The organism is Streptomyces sp. NPDC046876, from assembly GCF_040645035.1.
Taxonomy (GTDB): domain Bacteria; phylum Actinomycetota; class Actinomycetes; order Streptomycetales; family Streptomycetaceae; genus Streptomyces.
The window spans coordinates 1-16,597 of sequence record NZ_JBEYXK010000081.1 but is presented as its reverse complement, the minus strand read 5'-3'; the positions used below and the strand labels follow the sequence as shown (position 1 = coordinate 16,597).

The window sequence follows — 16,597 nt, the reverse complement described above, 5'->3', positions numbered from 1 at the left end:
CTTCGCTCCGAGTGGTCATGCCTGTCCCTGAACGGGACAGAACGGCTGGGCATCCCCCTGCTTCTGATGTGCGAATCCCACGGGCAGTTCCAAAATCCGGCAAAAACGCGATCCGAATCTCATATGTCGGGAACCCGTACGCGGGATTTCACTTCTGGGCGTCGAGCACCTCGGCGCACCGCCCCAGCAGCCGGACCAGCAGCTGCCGCTCCTCGTCCGTGAACGCGGCGGCGAGCGCCCGCTCCACCCGTACGGCGCCCTCGTCGGCCAGCTCCATCGCGGCCCGGCCCTCGGCGGTGAGCCGGGTCTCCAGCACGTTGCGGTGCCACTCGTGCGGGGTGCGCTCGATGAACCCGCGCTCCTGGAGGTTCTTCAGGACGGTGTTCATGGTCGGCGGGGTCACCCCGCACAGGCGGGCCAGAGCGGCGGCGGAGATCCCCGGCTTCTCGGCGAGCCAGAGCAGGGCGGCGTACTGCGGAACCGTTACTGCACCCGGCTTGACCGCGGTGTTCTTCGCCGCGAGGAGCGCCTGCTCGGCGCGCTTGATGTGCGCGCCGATGCGCTCCTCGGGAGGCATGGACGTCATCCCGGCATCCTAGTCCCCTTGCGAGTATTAGAGCTCTAACTTATGTTCTTGTTCACCCACAAGGAAGAGGACACACGCCGTGCTGAAGAAGAAGTCCGAGCCGGGCACGTCCGGGCTGCTGCTGCCCGCCGCGCTCCTGGCCCTGACCACCGCGCTGACCCTGACCGCCCTCCCGGCGGCGCAGGCCGCCCAGACCGCCCAGACCGCTCAGCCCCCGCAGGCCGCCCAGGCCGTCGCCGACGCGCGGATATCCACCGCCTTCACCCTCCCCGGCGAGAAGGTCTACCCCGAAGGCATAGCCACCGACCCCCGTACCCATGCCGTGTACGTCGGCTCGTACGCCGACGGCACCGTCTACCGGGCCCTGCCCGGCCGCTCCGCCGCCGAGGTGTTTCTGCCCTCCGGGACCGACGGCCGGCACACCGCGAACGGCCTGCGCGTCGACTCCCGCGGCCGCCTGTGGGTGACCGACTCCACCGCCGGCGTCGCCGTGTACGACACCGCGTCCGGGGCCCGCCTGGCCCACTTCGAGGTCGCCGGGGGCGACCCCCGCTTCATCAACGACCTCGCCTTCACGCCCGACGGCACCGCGTACCTGACGGACAGCTTCCGGGCCGTGGTCTACCGGGTCACCCCCGCCCAGGTGGCCGCGGGATCCGGGGAGCTGAAGGCCGCGTACGACCTCAGCGGCCGGCTCACCCCGTACCCGGGCCGCACCATCAGCCTCAACGGCATCGCCGCGGACCCGGCCGGGCGGTACCTGCTCACCGTGGACATGACCGCGGGCGACCTGCACCGCATCGACCTGCGCACCGGGGCGCTGTCCCGCGTCGACCTCGGCGGCGGCGACCTCACGCACGCCGACGGGCTCGACCTCGCGCCCGACGGCAGCCTGCGGGTGGCCCACAACACCACCAACACCCTGACCCGGTGGCGCGTGAGCCACGACGGCACCCGGGCCCGCCTGGTCCGTACGATCACGGACCCCTCGCTGCAGATCCCGACCACGCTCAGCCACACCGCCGGCCGGACGCTGGTCGTCCGCTCCCAGTTCGACAAGGGCGGCCCGATGGGCCCGGGCACCCCGGGCACGTTCACGGTCGCGGCGGTGCGGGGCCTGTAAGGACGGCCGGGAGGCGGGGGTGGGGGTCCGCTGCTCAGCGGGCCGCGCCGAGCCGCTCCTGCTCCTCCTCGACGATGCGCCGGGCCAGCGAGGTGTCCGAGACGTCGACCGCCTCGGGCGCCGACTCCGCGACCGCGCTGCGCCTGGCGTACGCGTCGAACAGCCGTGACTTGCGCTCCAGCACCTCCAGCAGCCGCTGGTCCACCCCCTCGGTGGCCAGCAGCCGGTGCACCCGTACGCCGCGCACCTGCCCCATCCGGTGGGCGCGGGCGACCGCCTGCTGTTCCGCGGTCGGCTTGAGCTGCGGCTCGCACAGGATCACCACGGACGCGGCCTGGAGGTTCAGCCCGGTCCCGCCGGCTTCGATCTGCGCGAGCAGCACCGCGTGCCCGGCCGCGGCGGCGAAGCCGTCGACGATCCGCTGGCGTCGCGCCGCGGGCACGCTCCCGCAGAGCGGGCCGAAGAGCGGGGCGGGCCCGCCCCCGGGCGGGCGCCGTACGAGCGCGTCCTCGACGGCGCCCAGCACCTCCCGGAAGGAGGAGAAGACCACGACCTTCAGCCCGTTCGCGGCGGCGTCCGCGACCAGTTCGCGCAGCCGCCGCAGCTTCGCCGACTTCTCGGGCCGGGCGTACGCCGCCCGCCGCATGGCCATGAAGTTCCCGTCCCGGACGGCGGCCCGGTAGGCCTCCCGGTCGCCCGCGCCGGGCTCCTCCCACTCGTCGGTCCACTGCAGGGCGGGGAGTTCGGCGAGGACGTCGCGCTGGTTGCGCCGCAGGTACGCGGGTGCCACCGCCTCCCGGAACGCGGACGGGCCGGCGGCGGCGTCCACGTCCCCGATCCCGGAGTCGGCCTCGGGGCGCAGGATCCGTACGAGGCTGCGGAACTCGGTGACCCGGTTCTCCATCGGCGTGCCGGTGAGGAAGAGGACGTACGGGCAGCGGCCCGCCCAGTCGGCGACGGCCGCACTGCGGCGGGTCTGCGGGTTCTTGACGTGGTGCGCCTCGTCGACCACGAGCATCGCCGGCCCGCCCCCGGCGGGCTGCGGGAAGCCGGCCAGGGCCTGGAAGGTGGTGACGGCGACGCCGCCGCGCCGGCACCAGTCCGCGTAGGCGTCGTGCCGGCCGGGCCCGTGCAGGAGGACGGCCCGCAGGCTGCTGCGGGCCTGAAGCTCGCGGATCCAGTTGATCAGGACCCCGGCCGGGCAGACGACGAGGAAGCGGCCCTCGCCCTGCGCGGCGAGGTGCGCGAGGGCGGCGATCGCCTGGACCGTCTTGCCGAGGCCCATCTCGTCGCCGAGGACCACCCGCCGCTGGGCGAGGGCGAAGCGGGCGCCGAACGCCTGGTAGCCGCGCAGCGGGACGCGCAGGTGGGCGGTGTCGAGGAGTTGGGCGCGGACCCGTGCGGCCACCGCGTCGGGCAGGAACCCCTCGGCGGCGGCCGGGTCGGGGCCGCCGCCGGCCCGCTCGGCGATCTCCGCGAGCAGCCCGGGGTACTCGGCGGAGCGCAGGCAGAAGTCCACCCAGGCCGCCGCCTCGTCGGCGGGGCCGCGCAGCAGGTCCACCGACGCCTGCCCGAGCAGCAGCCCCGCCCCCTCCCGCTCGGCCTGCCGCGTGACCCGGCCGATCCCGGCGACGGCCGCGAGCACCCGCTCCCGGCGTTCCCGGCACTCGCGGCCGGCCCAGCGCAGGCGCAGCAGCCGCAGCCGGCCGAGCCGCCCGGCGGCAGGGGCCGCATCGGCGAGGAGCGGTCCGAGCCCGGCGTCGAGCTCCTCGGCGGCGGCGACGGCCCGGCGGGCGTCGGGGCCGGCCTCGACGAGCAGGTGCAGGGCGGTGACCAGGGCCGTGGTCCCGGGCTCGGGCCGGTCGACGTCGAGGTGGACGGCGACGGTCTCGCCGGCGGCCTCGGCGAGCTGCCGGGCCGCGGCCAGCGCCTGGTCGGCGGTCTGCCGGCCGACGCCGGGGAGCCGGCGGAGCCGGTGGGGGCCGGCGTCGAGCACCTTCAGCACGGTGTCGAAGCCCGCAGCCTCGATGACGGCGACCCGCAGCCGGCCCTCGGTGACGTCCTTGAGGCGGGCGGCCGGGATCCGGCCCAGCTCGGCCCGCACCAGGGCGGCGTGGAGCGGGGCCCAGGCCTCGCGGACCGCCTCGACGGCCCGCCGGTGGTCGTCGAGCAGCGCCCGCGCCGCCGCGTGCAGCCGCTCGCCCGCGCCGATCACTTCGGACGCCCTGAGCCGCATGGCCCCTCACTCCTCGACTGCTCCCGGCCGGCGGTACCGGCTGGACGCAACCTACCGCGGGGTGCGGGGGAGGCGGCCCGCGCCGGCGGTTCAGTGGCCGGTCGCGCTGCCGGACGGGGTGGCGCCCACCGTGATCCCGGTCTTCATCCCGAGGTCCGCGTGCCCGTCGACGGGGCAGTAGACCTCGTACCTGCCTTCCTTCAGGGTGACGGAGAAGGTGGCGTGCTGCCCGGGCTCGAGGGTCGGCGAGCGCTGCTCGCCGCCGGGGCCCTCGATCTCGAGGGCGTGGTCGTGGTGGCCGGTGTTGTTGACGGTGAAGGTGTAGGCGCCCGCCGTGAACGTCTTGCGCGACAGCTCGATGCGGAAGTCGCTCAGGTCGGCGCTGACCGCGGCGGCGGTCGCGGGGCTGCTCCGGTCGGGCGCGGCGGGCGGCGGCGCGGCGGCCGTACCGCCGCAGGCGGCGCCGGCGGCGGCGAGCAGGACGCCGCCGAGCACCGCACCGGCCCTTCCCGTCCCCGCCCTTCTCGTACGTCTCTCGCTCCTCATGCATGCACTACGTGCGAGAGCCCCGGAGGGATGGGCGGGAGGGCGGGAAAGAGGACACTGGAGGTGTGTGGAGCAATCCGGGGGCGCCGCCGGTCCGTATCCCCTGATGTGCAGAGGATGGGCCTTCCGCTCGGGCGCGCCTCGGACGAGGCGCTGCTGGCCGGGTTGGCGACGGGCGACCAGGAGATCGCCATCGCGTTCGTACGCCGGTTCCAGCGGGCGGTGTTCGGGGTGGCCGTGGCGGTCGTGGGCGATCCGCAGCTCGCCGAGGACGTGGCGCAGCAGACGTTCGAGCGGGCCTGGCGCCATGCCCAGGTGTACGACTCGCGGCGCGGGTCGGTGCGTACGTGGCTGACGGCCATCGCGCACAACCTGGCCATCGACGCGGTCCGGGCGCGCCGGACCACCCCGCTGGCCCCGGAGGACCTGGACGCGCTGCTCGACATCGTGACGGACACCCCGGAGCAGCACGCGCTGGCCTCCGAGGCGTCCGCGGGGATCCGTACGGCCCTGGCGGCGCTGCCGCGGGAGCAGGGCCGGGCCCTGGTGATGGCGGGGATCTACGGGATGACCGCGCAGCAGATCGCCGGGTTCGAGCAGATCCCGCTGGGCACGGCCAAGACGCGGATCAGGACGGCGATGCACAAGCTGCGCGCCGGGCTGGAGGCGGCGGAGGGAGGAGGCCGGCGATGACGGACGGCACCGGATCCGGAAGCGGAAGCGGGAGCGGGAGCGCCATGACGTGCGAGCAGGTCCGGTTCCTCGACGCCGAGCTGGCGCTGGGCATCCTCCCCGGCCGGGAGCGCGCCCGCGCCCTCGCCCACCTGGACCACTGCCCCGACTGCCGGGTCCGCGTCGAGCGGCTGGCCCCGATCGGCGACGGCCTGCTCGCGCTGCTGCCGGGAACGGAACCCCCGCTGGGCTTCGAGACCCGTACCGCACCGCACCTGCGGCACCGCCCCGAGCGGCGGCGCCTGCGCCTGGCGCTCGCGGCCGCGGCCCTTGCGGCGGCCTGCGCCTTCGGCGGCTGGGCGGCGGGCACCGCGCTCACCGGAGCCCCACCCGCAACCACCGCCACGACGGCGGCGGCGCTGCTGGAGGCCCCGCTGCGTACCCCGGACGGCGAGGACGCGGGCCACGTCTTCGCCCACCCGGGCGGGGGCGACCGGGGCTGGATCTACATGGCCGTGGACCTGGACGAGGGACCGGCCGAGGTGGACCGAGCCCGCTGCGTCCTGACCTACACCGACGGCACGACCAAGCCGCTCGGCAGCTTCCCCCTCGATGACGGCTACGGCTACTGGGCCGCCCCGGCCACGGTCTCCCCCGCCCTGGCGAGCGCCCGCGTCCTCACCCCGAGCGGCACGCTCCTGGCAACGGCGACCTTCGGGGCCCCTCACCCTGCGTAACGCTTCGACATGCGAGAGCGACGACCCGGTGCCAGCATGATGACGCCCCCTCCCCCCTCAACGAGGAGCGAAAAGCACATGGCACGCAAGCAGTCCCCGCAGGACAAGTCCTCCCAGCTCAAGCAGGACTCCAAGAAGAAGATGCAGGAGGCCAAGGACCGCTCGAAGGACCCGTCCCGCACGAGCGACGACATGGACATGGACAGGGACATGGACATGGAGGACCGCTCGGGCAAGCAGCAGCCCCCGCGCGCCTTCTGACGCCCTCCACGACGCGCCCGCCCTCCACGGCGGGCGCGTCGCCGCGCACGCCGTACACCAGGAAAGGACGCCATGTACGTACGCAGCATCTATGCAACGGGTGATCCGGCCGAGCTCGACGGGGTCGCCGAGGCGCTCCGGACCGAGGGGCGCGAACTGGTCTCCGCGCAGCCGGGCTTTCGCGGGATGGGACTGTTCGTCGACCGCGAGCTCGGCAAGCTCCTGGTGGGGACGTGGTGGGAGGACGCGACCTCCCGGCAGGCCAGCTACGAGACGCTGAGCAAGCGGCGGACCGAGATGCTGGCGTCCTTCGCCCAGACCGTGACGGTCGACAACTGGGAAGCGCCGGTCGCCAGGCGCGCGGAGGATCTCGGGCCCGGCGCGGGGTTCCGGCTGGTCCGCATGGACGTGGAGCCGACCGGCATCGACCTGCTGGTGGAAACGTTCCGCGACACCGCCCTGCCCAGGCTCCAACAGGTCCCCGGCCTGGCCGGCATCTCCCTGCTCGTCGACCGCGAGCGGGGCCGGGCCGCCGTCGGCGCGCTCTACACCGACCGAGGCACCCTCGCGGCCTCCCGCGGCCCCGTCGCGGCGGTCCGCGCAGCAGCCACGACCCAGGCCCCGGCAAGAACCACCAGCCTCGAGGAATTCGAGGTCCTCCTCGCCACAGCGGTCCCCCACCCCTGACCGCGTCATCCGACCGACCTCGCCGGACTGTCGGCGGCGGCTGCTTCGATAGCGCCATGAGCACCGTGAACGAGACCGCCGCCCTTCTCCCCGACCCGGACGAACTCCGTGCCCATCTGCGCGCGCTGGCCGTCCTGGACGCGGCGATCGGCGACGATCCGCGGTTCTGCCAGTACACCTTCGACGCCGCCTGGGGGCCCGGCGAGGAGGCGGCCCTGATGGACAACGGCTCAGGGGACGACTTCTCCGTCCTCTTCACCCCGGCCGGCGTGCTCATACGCGGCTTCGACCACGAGGCGGCGATGAGTCCGTACGGGACGGATGACGAGCAGGTCTGGCCCGGTGTCATCGACGACGTGCCCGCCGCGCTGCGCCCGCTCCTGGACGAGCCCGCGTTCCGCGACGAGGGTATCGACGCCCCTCGGGTCACCGCCTGCCTGTGGTGGCAGACCGGCGACACGGCCTGGCGCACGGGCTCGGCCATCGCTTTCCCCACCGACAGCGAGCACCCAGACGGCTCCGGCTTCCTCTTCCGCCTCCTCACCGACCGCTCTCCCGCGGCCGTCCAGGCCCACTTCGAGGACTACTACGAGCGCCCCGTCCCCCTCGATGCCATCCGCCACGTCCTGGCCGGACACCCCCTCACCCCGGCGATCGCCGCGGCCCTCAACCCGGCCGCCCTCTCGGACGACGCACTGCTCCGCAGGATCGCCGCGCATCCCGAGGTCGACTTCTACCTCTCCTGCGACGGCGAGTTCGACCTTGCCCGCACCGACCCGATCGAGTCGATCGCGCTGCCCAACGGCCTCCCGGTGGAGCCCGTCGCCGGCTGCGGCGCGGGCGGCACCCACTACCTCTGCGGTCCGGCCGTCCCCGACGGCCCCCGCCCCGTCCTCTACACCGACTCCGAAGGCCGGGCCTCCCTCATCGCCGAGTCCCTCGCCGAGGCCCTGACCCTCGCCATCGTCCTCCCGTCCTGGCACGACGCCCTGGCCGGCTTGCGGCCCCCCGCCCTCAACGCCGACTACCTCGACGACAACCCGGACCACCCCGCCGTCCGCGACCGCCTCCTCGCCGCACTCGGGCTCCCCCCGGCCACCGACCAGGAGGTCCTGGACCGCCTGCTCGCCACCGCCGCCCGCACCGTCCCCGACGGGTTCCTCCCGCACGTCCCCGACGAGGAGGGCTCCGCCTTCGAGCCGATGCTCGACCCCGCCACCGCCCCCGCACGGTGACCACGAAGGGGCCGACTCCTAGTGGAGTCAGCCCCCTTTCGTCTGTCGTCCGCTCAGACGTTGAAGCGGAACGTCGAGCACAGAGCTGCGACCTGCGGAAACGCCACTCCGGAGGGATCTCTCCCAGCACCATCCCAGCACGGGCGGTCAGTAGCGATATCGGGCAGCGAGGATGACGATCTCCTTGTCCGTCACCAGGTAGACGAGGCGGTGCTCGTCGTCGATCCGCCGCGACCACGCCCCGGGCAGGTGGTACTTCAGAGGTTCGGGCTTGCCGATCCCCGAGAACGGGTCACGCCTGACGTCCTCGATGAGCTTGTTGATCCGGGCGAGCATCTTGCGGTCGTTCTTGAGCCAGGACGTGTAGTCCTCCCAGCCCTGATCCTCGAAGACAAGCCTCACTCGGCACCCGCACCAGCGTCCGCCGACTCCGGATCGATCAGCTCGCGCTCCGACACGTTGATGTTGGCCAGGGCGTTCTCGTACGCCTTGAGCAGCCGACGAGCGTTCGCCGGGGACCGCAGCAGGTACGAGCCCTCGCGCAGCGCAGCGTAGTCCTCGGCCGAGACGAGCACGGCATTGCCGTGCTTGGAGACGATCTCGATGGCCTCGTGGTTCTCGTTGACCTTCTTGATCAGCGGAAAGAGTTCCTTGCGGGCTTCGCTCGCGGTTATGGACATGTCCCGACCTCTTCCATCAAGTGGTACCTAATAACGTACCACTCTCGACTTCTTTCGGGAGGGGAAACGCCTGATGGGCGGTCAGCTGTCCCAGCGCCATCCCAGCACGGGAAAAGACCAAGGGCCCACCTCCGAGGAGGCGGGCCCTTCTGACCTACATGTTTGCCCAGTGAGCGACGTGGTGCTGATTCACACGCTCAGACGTTGAAGCGGAATTCGACCACGTCGCCGTCCTGCATGACGTAGTCCTTGCCCTCCATGCGGGCCTTGCCCTTGGCGCGGGCCTCGGCGACCGAGCCGCATTCGACCAGGTCCGCGAAGGAGATGACCTCGGCCTTGATGAAGCCGCGCTGGAAGTCGGTGTGGATCACGCCGGCGGCCTCGGGGGCGGTGGCGCCCTTCTTGATGGTCCAGGCGCGGGTTTCCTTCGGGCCGGCCGTCAGGTACGTCTGCAGGCCGAGGGTGGCGAAGCCGACGCGGCCGAGGGTGGCGAGGCCGGGCTCGTCCTGGCCGACGGACTGGAGGAGCTCGAGGGCCTCCTCGTCGTCCAGCTCGGCGAGGTCGGCCTCCAGCTTGGCGTTGAGGAAGATCGCCTCGGCCGGGGCGACCAGGGCGGACTGCTCGGCCTTGAAGGCGTCGTCCGTCAGCTCGTCCTCGTCGACGTTGAAGACGTACAGGAACGGCTTCGTCGTGAGCAGGTGCAGCTCGTGGAGGAGGTCGCCCTGCTCGGTGCCCTTGGTGATGCCCTGGGAGAAGAGGGTGTCGCCCGCTTCGAGGATCTTCTGGGCCTTCTCGACGGCGGCGAGGACGGCGACCTTGTCCTTCTGGAGGCGGGCCTCCTTCGTCAGGCGCGGGACGGCCTTCTCGATGGACTGCAGGTCGGCGAGGATCAGCTCGGTGTTGATGGTCTCGATGTCGTCCTTGGGCGAGACCTTGCCGTCGACGTGGACGACGTTCTCGTCCTTGAAGGCGCGGATGACCTGGCAGATCGCGTCCGACTCGCGGATGTTCGCGAGGAACTTGTTGCCCAGGCCCTCGCCCTCCGAGGCGCCGCGGACGATGCCCGCGATGTCGACGAAGTCGACGGTCGCCGGGAGGATGCGCTGCGAGCCGAAGATGCCGGCGAGGACGGCCAGGCGGGCGTCCGGGACGCCGACGACGCCGACGTTCGGCTCGATGGTGGCGAACGGGTAGTTGGCCGCCAGCACGTCGTTCTTGGTCAGGGCGTTGAACAGGGTCGACTTGCCGACATTCGGCAGGCCGACGATTCCGATCGTGAGCGACACGTTGGCGACTTCCCGTAGCTGGAGGGGGCGGCGGCCCGGGAGTGGGCCACCGGACAGTTTACTTTCCGATGAGCGGCAGTCGTTGTACGCGTGTCCCCGCGGGGATAGCGGCCCCGGCCCGCCTAGTTTGGTGGGGTGGAGCGACACAGGACGCGTTCGGCGTACCACCCGCAGCGACAGCAGCAGCCCCGCCCCCGCGCGGCCGCGGCTCCGGGCATGGCCGGGGTGCCCTCGCAGGGCGGGCGGCCGCGGCCGGCTGCGGGGCGCAGGCTGCCGCGCCCGATGCTGACCGGGCTCGGCGGCGGCCTGTTCGCGTGCGTGTCGATGACGCTCGTCGCCGGGTTCGTCTGGCTGTTCTTCGACGGCTCCCTGTTCGGGTACGGGCTGCTGTTCCTGCCGGTCGCGGCCGCCACCGCGGTCTGGGTGCGGCCCGCCGACCTGATCACCGCGCCGATCGCCGCGCCGATCGCCTTCGCCATCGGGGTCTGGCCGATCTCCGGCGGCTCGGGCGGCGGCTTCGGCGCGCAGCTGATGGGGGTCGTGACCGCCCTGTCGCTGCACGCCGGCTGGCTGTACGGCGGGACGCTGGTCGCCGCCCTGATCGCTGTGGGGCGCAAGGCGGTGCTGATGGGGAAGCGGGGCCGGCTCCCCCGGCGGGCTGCCTAGCCCGGCCCCTCCTCCGCCGCCGTGGCGGGCTTCGTCGCCTTCGCGGCCATCGCCGCTCCCACGATGCCGGCGTTGTTCTGCAGCTTCGCCGGGACGATCTCGGCGCGGATCCCGTCGATCAGCGGCAGGAACTTCTCCGGTTTGCGGCTGACGCCGCCGCCCAGGATGAAGAGGTCGGGCGAGAACAGCATCTCCACGTGCGCCAGGTACTTCTGCACCCGGCGCGCCCAGCGCTCCCAGGTCAGCTCCCCGTCCTCCTTGGCCTTGACCGACGCGCGCTTCTCCGCGTCGTGGCCCTTCAGCTCCAGGTGCCCGAGCTCCGAGTTCGGTACGAGCCGCCCGTCGGTGAACACGGCGCTGCCGATGCCGGTGCCCAGCGTCAGCAGGATGACGGTGCCGGTGCGGCCGCGCCCGGCCCCGTACGTCATCTCCGCGACCCCGGCCGCGTCGGCGTCGTTGAGGACGGTGACCGGTCGGCCGCCGAGCCGCTCGGACAGCAGGGCGGCGGTGTCGACGCCGATCCACCCCTTGTCCATGTTGGCGGCCGTGCGCGTGACCCCGCCCGTGACGACGCCGGGGAAGGTCACCCCGACGGGCCCGTCCCAGTCGAAGTGGCGGACCACCTCGACGACGCAGCCGGCCACCCCGTCGGGGGTGGCCGGCTGCGGTGTCAGTACTTTGTGGCGCTCCTGCGCCAGGTCGCCGCGGTCCAGGTCCACGGGAGCGCCCTTGATCCCGGTACCGCCGATGTCCACACCGAAGAGCTGCATGGACTCACCGTACGGAAACCGTCACTCGTCGGCGACCAGGGCGGCCGCCTCGGCGCGCAGGTCGCGGCGCAGCTCCTTCGGGAGCGAGAAGGTGATCGATTCCTCGGCGGTCTTGACGATCTCGACGTCGGCGAAGCCGCGCTCCGCCAGCCATTCGAGCACCTGCTCGACGAGGACCTCCGGCACGGAGGCGCCCGAGGTCAGGCCGACCGTGGTGACGCCGTCGAGCCAGGCCTCGTCGATCTCGCTGGCGAAGTCGACGAGGTGGGCGGCGCGGGCGCCGGCGTCGAGGGCGACCTCGACGAGCCGGATCGAGTTCGAGGAGTTCTTCGAGCCGACCACGATGACCAGGTCGGAATCGGCGCCCATGGCCTTGACCGCGGCCTGCCGGTTGGAGGTGGCGTAGCAGATGTCGTCGCTGGGCGGCGAGACGAGCAGCGGGAACTTCGTCTTCAGCGCGTCGACCGTCTCCATCGTCTCGTCGACGGAGAGGGTGGTCTGGGAGAGCCAGACGACCTTGGACTCGTCGCGGACGGTCACCTTCTCCACGTCGTCCGGGCCGTCGACGATCGTGATGTGCTCGGGGGCCTCGCCGGAGGTGCCGATGACCTCCTCGTGGCCCTCGTGGCCGATCAGGAGGATGTCGAAGTCCTCCTTCGCGTACCGGATGGCCTCCTTGTGGACCTTGGTGACCAGCGGGCAGGTCGCGTCGATCGTCGCGAGCCTGCCGCGCGCCGCCTCCTCGTGCACCACCGGCGCCACGCCGTGCGCGGAGAACATCACGATGGAGCCCGGCGGGACCTCCTCCGTCTTCTCGACGAAGATGGCGCCCTTCTTCTGCAGCGTCTGGACGACGTACTTGTTGTGCACGATCTCGTGGCGCACGTAGACCGGCGCACCGTACTGCTCGAGGGCCTTCTCGACAGCGATCACGGCTCGGTCGACGCCCGCGCAGTAGCCGCGGGGGGCGGCGAGCAGGACGCGGCGGGAAGCGGGAGCAGGGGCGGCGGCAGCACTCATGCGGTCCATCGTACGGGGGTCGTGCGCAGGCCACGCGCCGCCCGTTCGGCACGGGCCGGGTGCGCCCGTGTCGGATGTCCATTCCCGTCGTCACTCGGCGGAATGATGGCCTCCGTGAGGGATTCCGGAAGGGGTACGGATACGGGCGCGGGTACAGGCGCCGACGCGGGCACGGGTGCGGACGCGGGCACGGGTACGGGCGCGGACGCGGGCACGGCCCCCGGCGCCCCCGCCCTGCGGCGCAGCCTCGGCTTCCGGGACCTGGTCGTGTACGGGCTGCTGTTCATCGCCCCCATGGCCCCGGTCGGGGTCTTCGGCACCCTGGACGCCCGCTCCCACGGGGCGGTGGCGCTGGTCTACCTGGCGGCGACCGTGGCGATGGCCTTCACCGCGTTCAGCTACGCGCTGATGGTCCGGGTGGCCCCGCAGGCCGGGTCGGTCTTCACGTACGCCCGCAAGGGGCTCGGCGAGGGGGCCGGGCTGGTCGCGGGCTGGATGGCGATGCTGGACTACCTGCTGATCCCGGCCGTGGCGTACCTGTTCTCCGGGATCGCGATGCACGCGCTGGTGCCGGCGGTCCCGCAGTGGGTGTGGACGGCGCTGGCCGTGCTCGTGACCACCGCCCTGAACCTGTGGGGCGTACGGGCGGCCGCGCGCGCCGGCTTCGCGGTGCTGGCGCTGGAGATCGCGGTGCTGCTGGTGTTCACGGCCGCCGCGGGGGCGGCGCTGGTGCAGGACGGGGCGCGGCGCGGCTGGCTGTCGCCGCTGACGGGGGACGGCTCGCCGGGCGGCTTCTCCGCGGCGGCGGTCCTCGGCGCGGTGTCGGTGGCGGTGCTGTCGTACCTGGGCTTCGACGCGATCGTCTCCTTCGCGGAGGAGGCGTCCGGGGGGTCGGCTCGGGTGGCTCGGGCGGTGCTGTTCTGCCTGGCGCTCGCCGGGGCGCTGTTCGTGGCGCAGTCGTACCTGGCGGCGCTGCTGATGCCGGTGTCCTCGGCCGCTCTGGCGGCGGACCCGGCGCAGCAGGGCCCGGCGTTCTACACGGCGGTGGAGGCCTCCGTCGGGACGTGGCTGCACGACCTGGTCGCGGTCAGCAAGGCGGTCGGGGCGGCGTTCGCGGCGCTGGCCGGGCAGGCGGCGGCCGGCCGGCTGGTCTTCGCGATGGCCCGGGAGGGGCGGCTGCCGCGGGCGCTGTCGCGCACCCGGGGCGGCACCCCGCGGCCGGCCCTGCTGGCGGCGGCGGTGACCACGCTGGTCGCGGCGGTCTGGGCGGCCCGGCGCGACGACGGGCTCGACCGCCTGGTCTCGGTGGTGGACGTCGGGGCGCTGGTGGCGTTCACGCTGCTGCACGCCTCGGTCGTCGGCTGGTTCGTCGTGCGGCGCGCAGGCGGCGCACCGGTGTGGTGGAAGCACCTTTTGGTGCCGGTGCTGGGCGCGGCGGTGACCGTCGCGGTGATCGTCGAGGCGGCTCCGACGGCGCAGGTGGTGGGGGCGGTGTGGCTCGCGGTGGGCCTGGGGGTGCTGGTGCTCCAGCGCGAACGGCGCCGGAAACGGCGCGGCCCCGACATCGACTCGAAGTCGGGGGGCGCTGTCGGCGGCTGCGGTTAGCCTGCCTGCGTGACTCCGCTCCCCAACCCGAGGGAGGGGGCTTCCAACCCGAGGGTTGCGGTCCGGCCCGAACCGGCCCCTCACGGGGCGTACACAAGCTAGCAGAGGGAGGGGGGCGTAATGGGTCTGAATACATCGGCCGACGCGCCGCTGCCGGTCGGCCGGGTGTCCCGGCTCATCGGGAGCTGGATCGACCGGCTCGGCCAGGTCTGGGTGGAGGGGCAGATCACGCAGCTCTCGCGACGGCCGGGGGCGGGGGTGGTCTTCCTGACGCTGCGCGATCCCTCGCACGACATCTCGATCGGGGTGACCTGCTTCCGCCAGGTCTACGACGAGGTCGCGGACGCGGTGACCGAGGGCGCGCGCGTCGTGGTCCTGGCCAAGCCGGAGTGGTACGCCCCGCGCGGCCAGCTGTCGCTGCGGGCCACGGAGATACGGCCGGTCGGCATCGGTGAGCTGCTGGCCCGGCTGGAGCGGCTCAAGCGCTCGCTGGCCGCCGAGGGCCTGTTCGCCCTGGACCGCAAGAAGCCGCTGCCGTTCCTGCCGCAGCTGGTCGGGCTGGTGGTGGGGCGGGCCTCGGCGGCCGAGCGCGACGTGCTGGAGAACGCGCGGCGCCGCTGGCCGGCGGTCCGCTTCGAGGTGCGCAACGTGGCGGTGCAGGGCGTGCACGCGGTGCCCCAGGTGGTCCAGGCGGTCAAGGAGCTCGACGCCATGGACGAGGTCGACGTGATCATCGTCGCGCGCGGCGGCGGCAGCGTGGAGGACCTGCTGCCGTTCTCCGACGAGGAGGTCGTACGGGCGGTCGCGGCGGCCCGGACCCCGGTGGTCTCGGCGATCGGGCACGAGCCGGACTCGCCGCTGCTGGACCTGGTGGCGGACCTGCGGGCCTCCACGCCCACGGACGCGGCGAAGAAGGTGGTCCCGGACGTCGGCGAGGAGCTGGAGCGGGTGCGCCAGCTGCAGGGGCGGGGCCTGCGGGCCGTGCGCGCGCTGCTCGACCGGGAGGAGCGGGGGCTCGCGCACGCTCTCGCCCGACCGGTGTTCGTCCACCCGCAGCGGATGGTGGAGACCCGGGAGGACGAGCTGGACGCCCTGCTGGGGCGCAGCCGGCGCACGCTGGGCCACCTGCTGGACCGGGCGGACTCCGAACTGGCGCACACCCTGGCCCGGGTGGTGGCGCTGTCCCCGGCGGCGACGCTGGAGCGCGGCTACGCGGTGCTGCAGAGGACGGACGGGCACGTGGTGCGCTCGCCCGAGGACGTGGCGGACGAAGAGGTGCTGCGCGCGCGGGTGGCGGAGGGCGAGTTCTCCGTACGGGTCAAGAAGCTTGGAACATGACGGACAACAGACAGGGACGGGAAGACGGGAATGACTGAAACCGATACCTCGTTGGGGTACGAGCAGGCGCGCGACGAGCTCATCGAGGTCGTCCGCAGGCTGGAGGCCGGCGGCACCTCCCTGGAGGAGTCGCTCGCGCTCTGGGAGCGGGGCGAGGAACTCGCGCAGGTCTGTCGGCGCTGGCTGGAGGGGGCGCGGGCCCGTCTGGACTCGGCGCTCGCGGCCCGCGAGGCGGGAGCCGACGGGCGCGGCGAGGGGGACGAGCGGGGCTCGGGGGACGCCTGAGACGGGGGCGCCGGGCGTGAATCGTGATCCCCGCCACTCGTGGCCGAATTTAGTTGAAAATTCGACTAAATCGGCCGTAGAGTCGGGGACGACGCTTCACCTCTCCGCATCATGGAAGAAGGCTTTTCCGATGTCCCTCGTTCTTGACTCCGCCGCCCAGGACCTGCTGTTCCGCGAGGCCCGCACCGCCAACACGTTCTCGGACGAGCCGGTGACCGAGGAGCAGGTCCAGGCGATCTACGACCTGGTCAAGTACGGCCCCACCGCCTTCAACTCGACCCCGCTGCGCATCACCCTGGTCCGCTCCGCGGAGGCCCGCGAGCGCCTCGTGGGCCTGATGATGGAGGGCAACCAGGAGAAGACCGCCGCCGCTCCGCTCGTCGCGATCCTCTCCGCGGACAACGAGTTCCACGAGGAGCTGCCGGCCCTGCTGCCGCACTTCCCGCAGGCCAAGGACGTCTTCTTCAGCGAGCGCCCGGTCCGCGAGGCCTCCGCGCTGATGAACGCCGCCATGCAGGCCGCGTACTTCATCGTCGGCGTGCGCGCCGCCGGCCTGGCCGCCGGTCCGATGGGCGGCGTGGACTTCGCCGGCGTCCAGAAGGAGTTCCTGGACGACGACCACACCCCGCTGATGGTCGTCAACATCGGCAAGCCGGGCGAGAACGCCTGGCACCCCCGCGGCCCGCGCCTGAGCTTCGACGAGGTCATCACCACCGTCTGAGCCGGCACAGCCCGCACCACGCAGAAGGCCGCGCGCCCCGGATCCCGGGGCCCTCCTGCGGCGGCTTGTTGTAGTACGGGGTCACCGCGAGCAGGCCGTGCGCGCCGGTGCGCTCGGCCTGGCGGGCGAGCTCGAGGGTGTGG

The 16,597-nt window shown here is 73.0% G+C and carries 19 protein-coding genes and 1 pseudogene; 11 read left to right on the top strand and 9 right to left on the bottom strand.

Features of this window, described 5'->3' with window-relative positions; translation table 11 throughout:
* Nucleotides 1-148 precede the first annotated feature (148 nt).
* A complete protein-coding gene (locus tag ABZ924_RS29710) occupies nt 149-586 on the bottom strand; it encodes a MarR family transcriptional regulator (RefSeq protein ID WP_361916378.1) in 438 nt (145 codons plus the stop codon).
* Nucleotides 587-665: 79 nt separating this feature from the next.
* Between ABZ924_RS29710 and ABZ924_RS29705 the strand changes: the two genes are divergently transcribed.
* Nucleotides 666-1,709, top strand: coding sequence for an SMP-30/gluconolactonase/LRE family protein (locus ABZ924_RS29705; protein ID WP_361916375.1), 1,044 nt, complete (start codon nt 666-668; stop codon nt 1,707-1,709).
* Between the two features lie 34 nt (nt 1,710-1,743).
* On the opposite strand, the gene ABZ924_RS29700 is transcribed toward ABZ924_RS29705, so the two are convergent.
* Together ABZ924_RS29700 and ABZ924_RS29695 are read right to left on the bottom strand one after the other, a co-directional pair.
* Nucleotides 1,744-3,945 carry a DEAD/DEAH box helicase gene (locus tag ABZ924_RS29700; protein WP_361916372.1) on the bottom strand — a complete coding sequence of 734 codons (2,202 nt, stop codon included), beginning with the start codon at nt 3,943-3,945 and terminating at the stop codon, nt 1,744-1,746.
* 90 nt (nt 3,946-4,035) lie between these two features.
* Nucleotides 4,036-4,491 carry a copper-binding protein gene (locus tag ABZ924_RS29695; RefSeq protein WP_361916369.1) on the bottom strand — a complete coding sequence of 152 codons (456 nt, stop codon included), beginning with the start codon at nt 4,489-4,491 and terminating at the stop codon, nt 4,036-4,038.
* A gap of 117 nt (nt 4,492-4,608) precedes the next feature.
* Here ABZ924_RS29695 and ABZ924_RS29690 point away from each other — a divergent pair, with 117 nt between their 5' ends.
* The 5 genes from ABZ924_RS29690 (at nt 4,609) to ABZ924_RS29670 (ending at nt 8,083) form a co-directional block, all read left to right on the top strand.
* Nucleotides 4,609-5,184, top strand: a complete 576-nt coding sequence (locus ABZ924_RS29690; RefSeq protein ID WP_361916366.1) for a sigma-70 family RNA polymerase sigma factor — start codon at nt 4,609-4,611, stop codon at nt 5,182-5,184.
* 44 nt (nt 5,185-5,228) lie between these two features.
* Nucleotides 5,229-5,900 (top strand): zf-HC2 domain-containing protein, encoded by a 672-nt coding sequence (locus ABZ924_RS29685; RefSeq protein WP_361916364.1) that lies wholly within the window; start codon nt 5,229-5,231, stop codon nt 5,898-5,900.
* A gap of 78 nt (nt 5,901-5,978) precedes the next feature.
* Nucleotides 5,979-6,161 (top strand): hypothetical protein, encoded by a 183-nt coding sequence (locus ABZ924_RS29680; RefSeq protein WP_361916361.1) that lies wholly within the window; start codon nt 5,979-5,981, stop codon nt 6,159-6,161.
* 72 nt (nt 6,162-6,233) lie between these two features.
* Nucleotides 6,234-6,848, top strand: a complete 615-nt coding sequence (locus ABZ924_RS29675) for an antibiotic biosynthesis monooxygenase (protein WP_361916358.1) — start codon at nt 6,234-6,236, stop codon at nt 6,846-6,848.
* Between the two features lie 56 nt (nt 6,849-6,904).
* Entirely contained in the window at nt 6,905-8,083 is a 1,179-nt protein-coding gene (locus tag ABZ924_RS29670) for a hypothetical protein (RefSeq protein WP_361916356.1), read from the top strand.
* Between the two features lie 147 nt (nt 8,084-8,230).
* On the opposite strand, the gene ABZ924_RS29665 is transcribed toward ABZ924_RS29670, so the two are convergent.
* The 3 genes from ABZ924_RS29665 to ychF all read right to left on the bottom strand — a co-directional run bounded on the left by ABZ924_RS29665 (nt 8,231) and on the right by ychF (nt 10,049).
* The gene (locus ABZ924_RS29665; protein ID WP_099889683.1) at nt 8,231-8,485 is read right to left on the bottom strand and encodes a Txe/YoeB family addiction module toxin; all 255 of its coding nucleotides are present in this window, start codon (nt 8,483-8,485) and stop codon (nt 8,231-8,233) included.
* Nucleotides 8,482-8,763 carry a type II toxin-antitoxin system prevent-host-death family antitoxin gene (locus ABZ924_RS29660; protein WP_361916353.1) on the bottom strand — a complete coding sequence of 94 codons (282 nt, stop codon included), beginning with the start codon at nt 8,761-8,763 and terminating at the stop codon, nt 8,482-8,484. The genes ABZ924_RS29665 and ABZ924_RS29660 overlap by 4 nt, the downstream gene beginning before the upstream one ends.
* A gap of 197 nt (nt 8,764-8,960) precedes the next feature.
* Nucleotides 8,961-10,049: a redox-regulated ATPase YchF gene (gene ychF / locus ABZ924_RS29655; protein ID WP_361916350.1), complete on the bottom strand. Its 1,089-nt coding sequence runs from the start codon at nt 10,047-10,049 to the stop codon at nt 8,961-8,963.
* A gap of 135 nt (nt 10,050-10,184) precedes the next feature.
* Between ychF and ABZ924_RS29650 the strand changes: the two genes are divergently transcribed.
* On the top strand, nt 10,185-10,715 hold the full coding sequence (locus ABZ924_RS29650) for a DUF6542 domain-containing protein (RefSeq protein ID WP_361916346.1): 531 nt from the start codon (nt 10,185-10,187) through the stop codon (nt 10,713-10,715).
* Here the strand turns inward: ABZ924_RS29650 and ppgK are convergent.
* Nucleotides 10,712-11,485: a polyphosphate--glucose phosphotransferase gene (gene ppgK / locus ABZ924_RS29645; protein ID WP_361916343.1), complete on the bottom strand. Its 774-nt coding sequence runs from the start codon at nt 11,483-11,485 to the stop codon at nt 10,712-10,714. The two genes, ABZ924_RS29650 and ppgK, sit on opposite strands and share 4 nt — an antisense overlap.
* Before the next feature lie 21 nt (nt 11,486-11,506).
* Nucleotides 11,507-12,514 (bottom strand): 4-hydroxy-3-methylbut-2-enyl diphosphate reductase, encoded by a 1,008-nt coding sequence (locus tag ABZ924_RS29640; protein ID WP_361916340.1) that lies wholly within the window; start codon nt 12,512-12,514, stop codon nt 11,507-11,509.
* Nucleotides 12,515-12,610: 96 nt separating this feature from the next.
* Here ABZ924_RS29640 and ABZ924_RS29635 point away from each other — a divergent pair, with 96 nt between their 5' ends.
* The 4 genes from ABZ924_RS29635 (at nt 12,611) to ABZ924_RS29620 (ending at nt 16,454) form a co-directional block, all read left to right on the top strand.
* The gene (locus ABZ924_RS29635; protein ID WP_361916410.1) at nt 12,611-14,110 is read left to right on the top strand and encodes an APC family permease; all 1,500 of its coding nucleotides are present in this window, start codon (nt 12,611-12,613) and stop codon (nt 14,108-14,110) included.
* A gap of 120 nt (nt 14,111-14,230) precedes the next feature.
* Nucleotides 14,231-15,448, top strand: coding sequence for an exodeoxyribonuclease VII large subunit (gene xseA / locus ABZ924_RS29630; RefSeq protein WP_361916337.1), 1,218 nt, complete (start codon nt 14,231-14,233; stop codon nt 15,446-15,448).
* 30 nt (nt 15,449-15,478) lie between these two features.
* Complete coding sequence (locus tag ABZ924_RS29625; RefSeq protein WP_361916334.1) at nt 15,479-15,733, top strand: exodeoxyribonuclease VII small subunit; 255 nt, start codon at nt 15,479-15,481, stop codon at nt 15,731-15,733.
* Nucleotides 15,734-15,863: 130 nt separating this feature from the next.
* Nucleotides 15,864-16,454 carry a malonic semialdehyde reductase gene (locus tag ABZ924_RS29620; RefSeq protein WP_361916331.1) on the top strand — a complete coding sequence of 197 codons (591 nt, stop codon included), beginning with the start codon at nt 15,864-15,866 and terminating at the stop codon, nt 16,452-16,454.
* Nucleotides 16,455-16,503: 49 nt separating this feature from the next.
* Here the strand turns inward: ABZ924_RS29620 and ABZ924_RS29615 are convergent.
* A pseudogene (locus ABZ924_RS29615) lies at nt 16,504-16,597 on the bottom strand (dihydrodipicolinate synthase family protein); the annotation flags it as partial.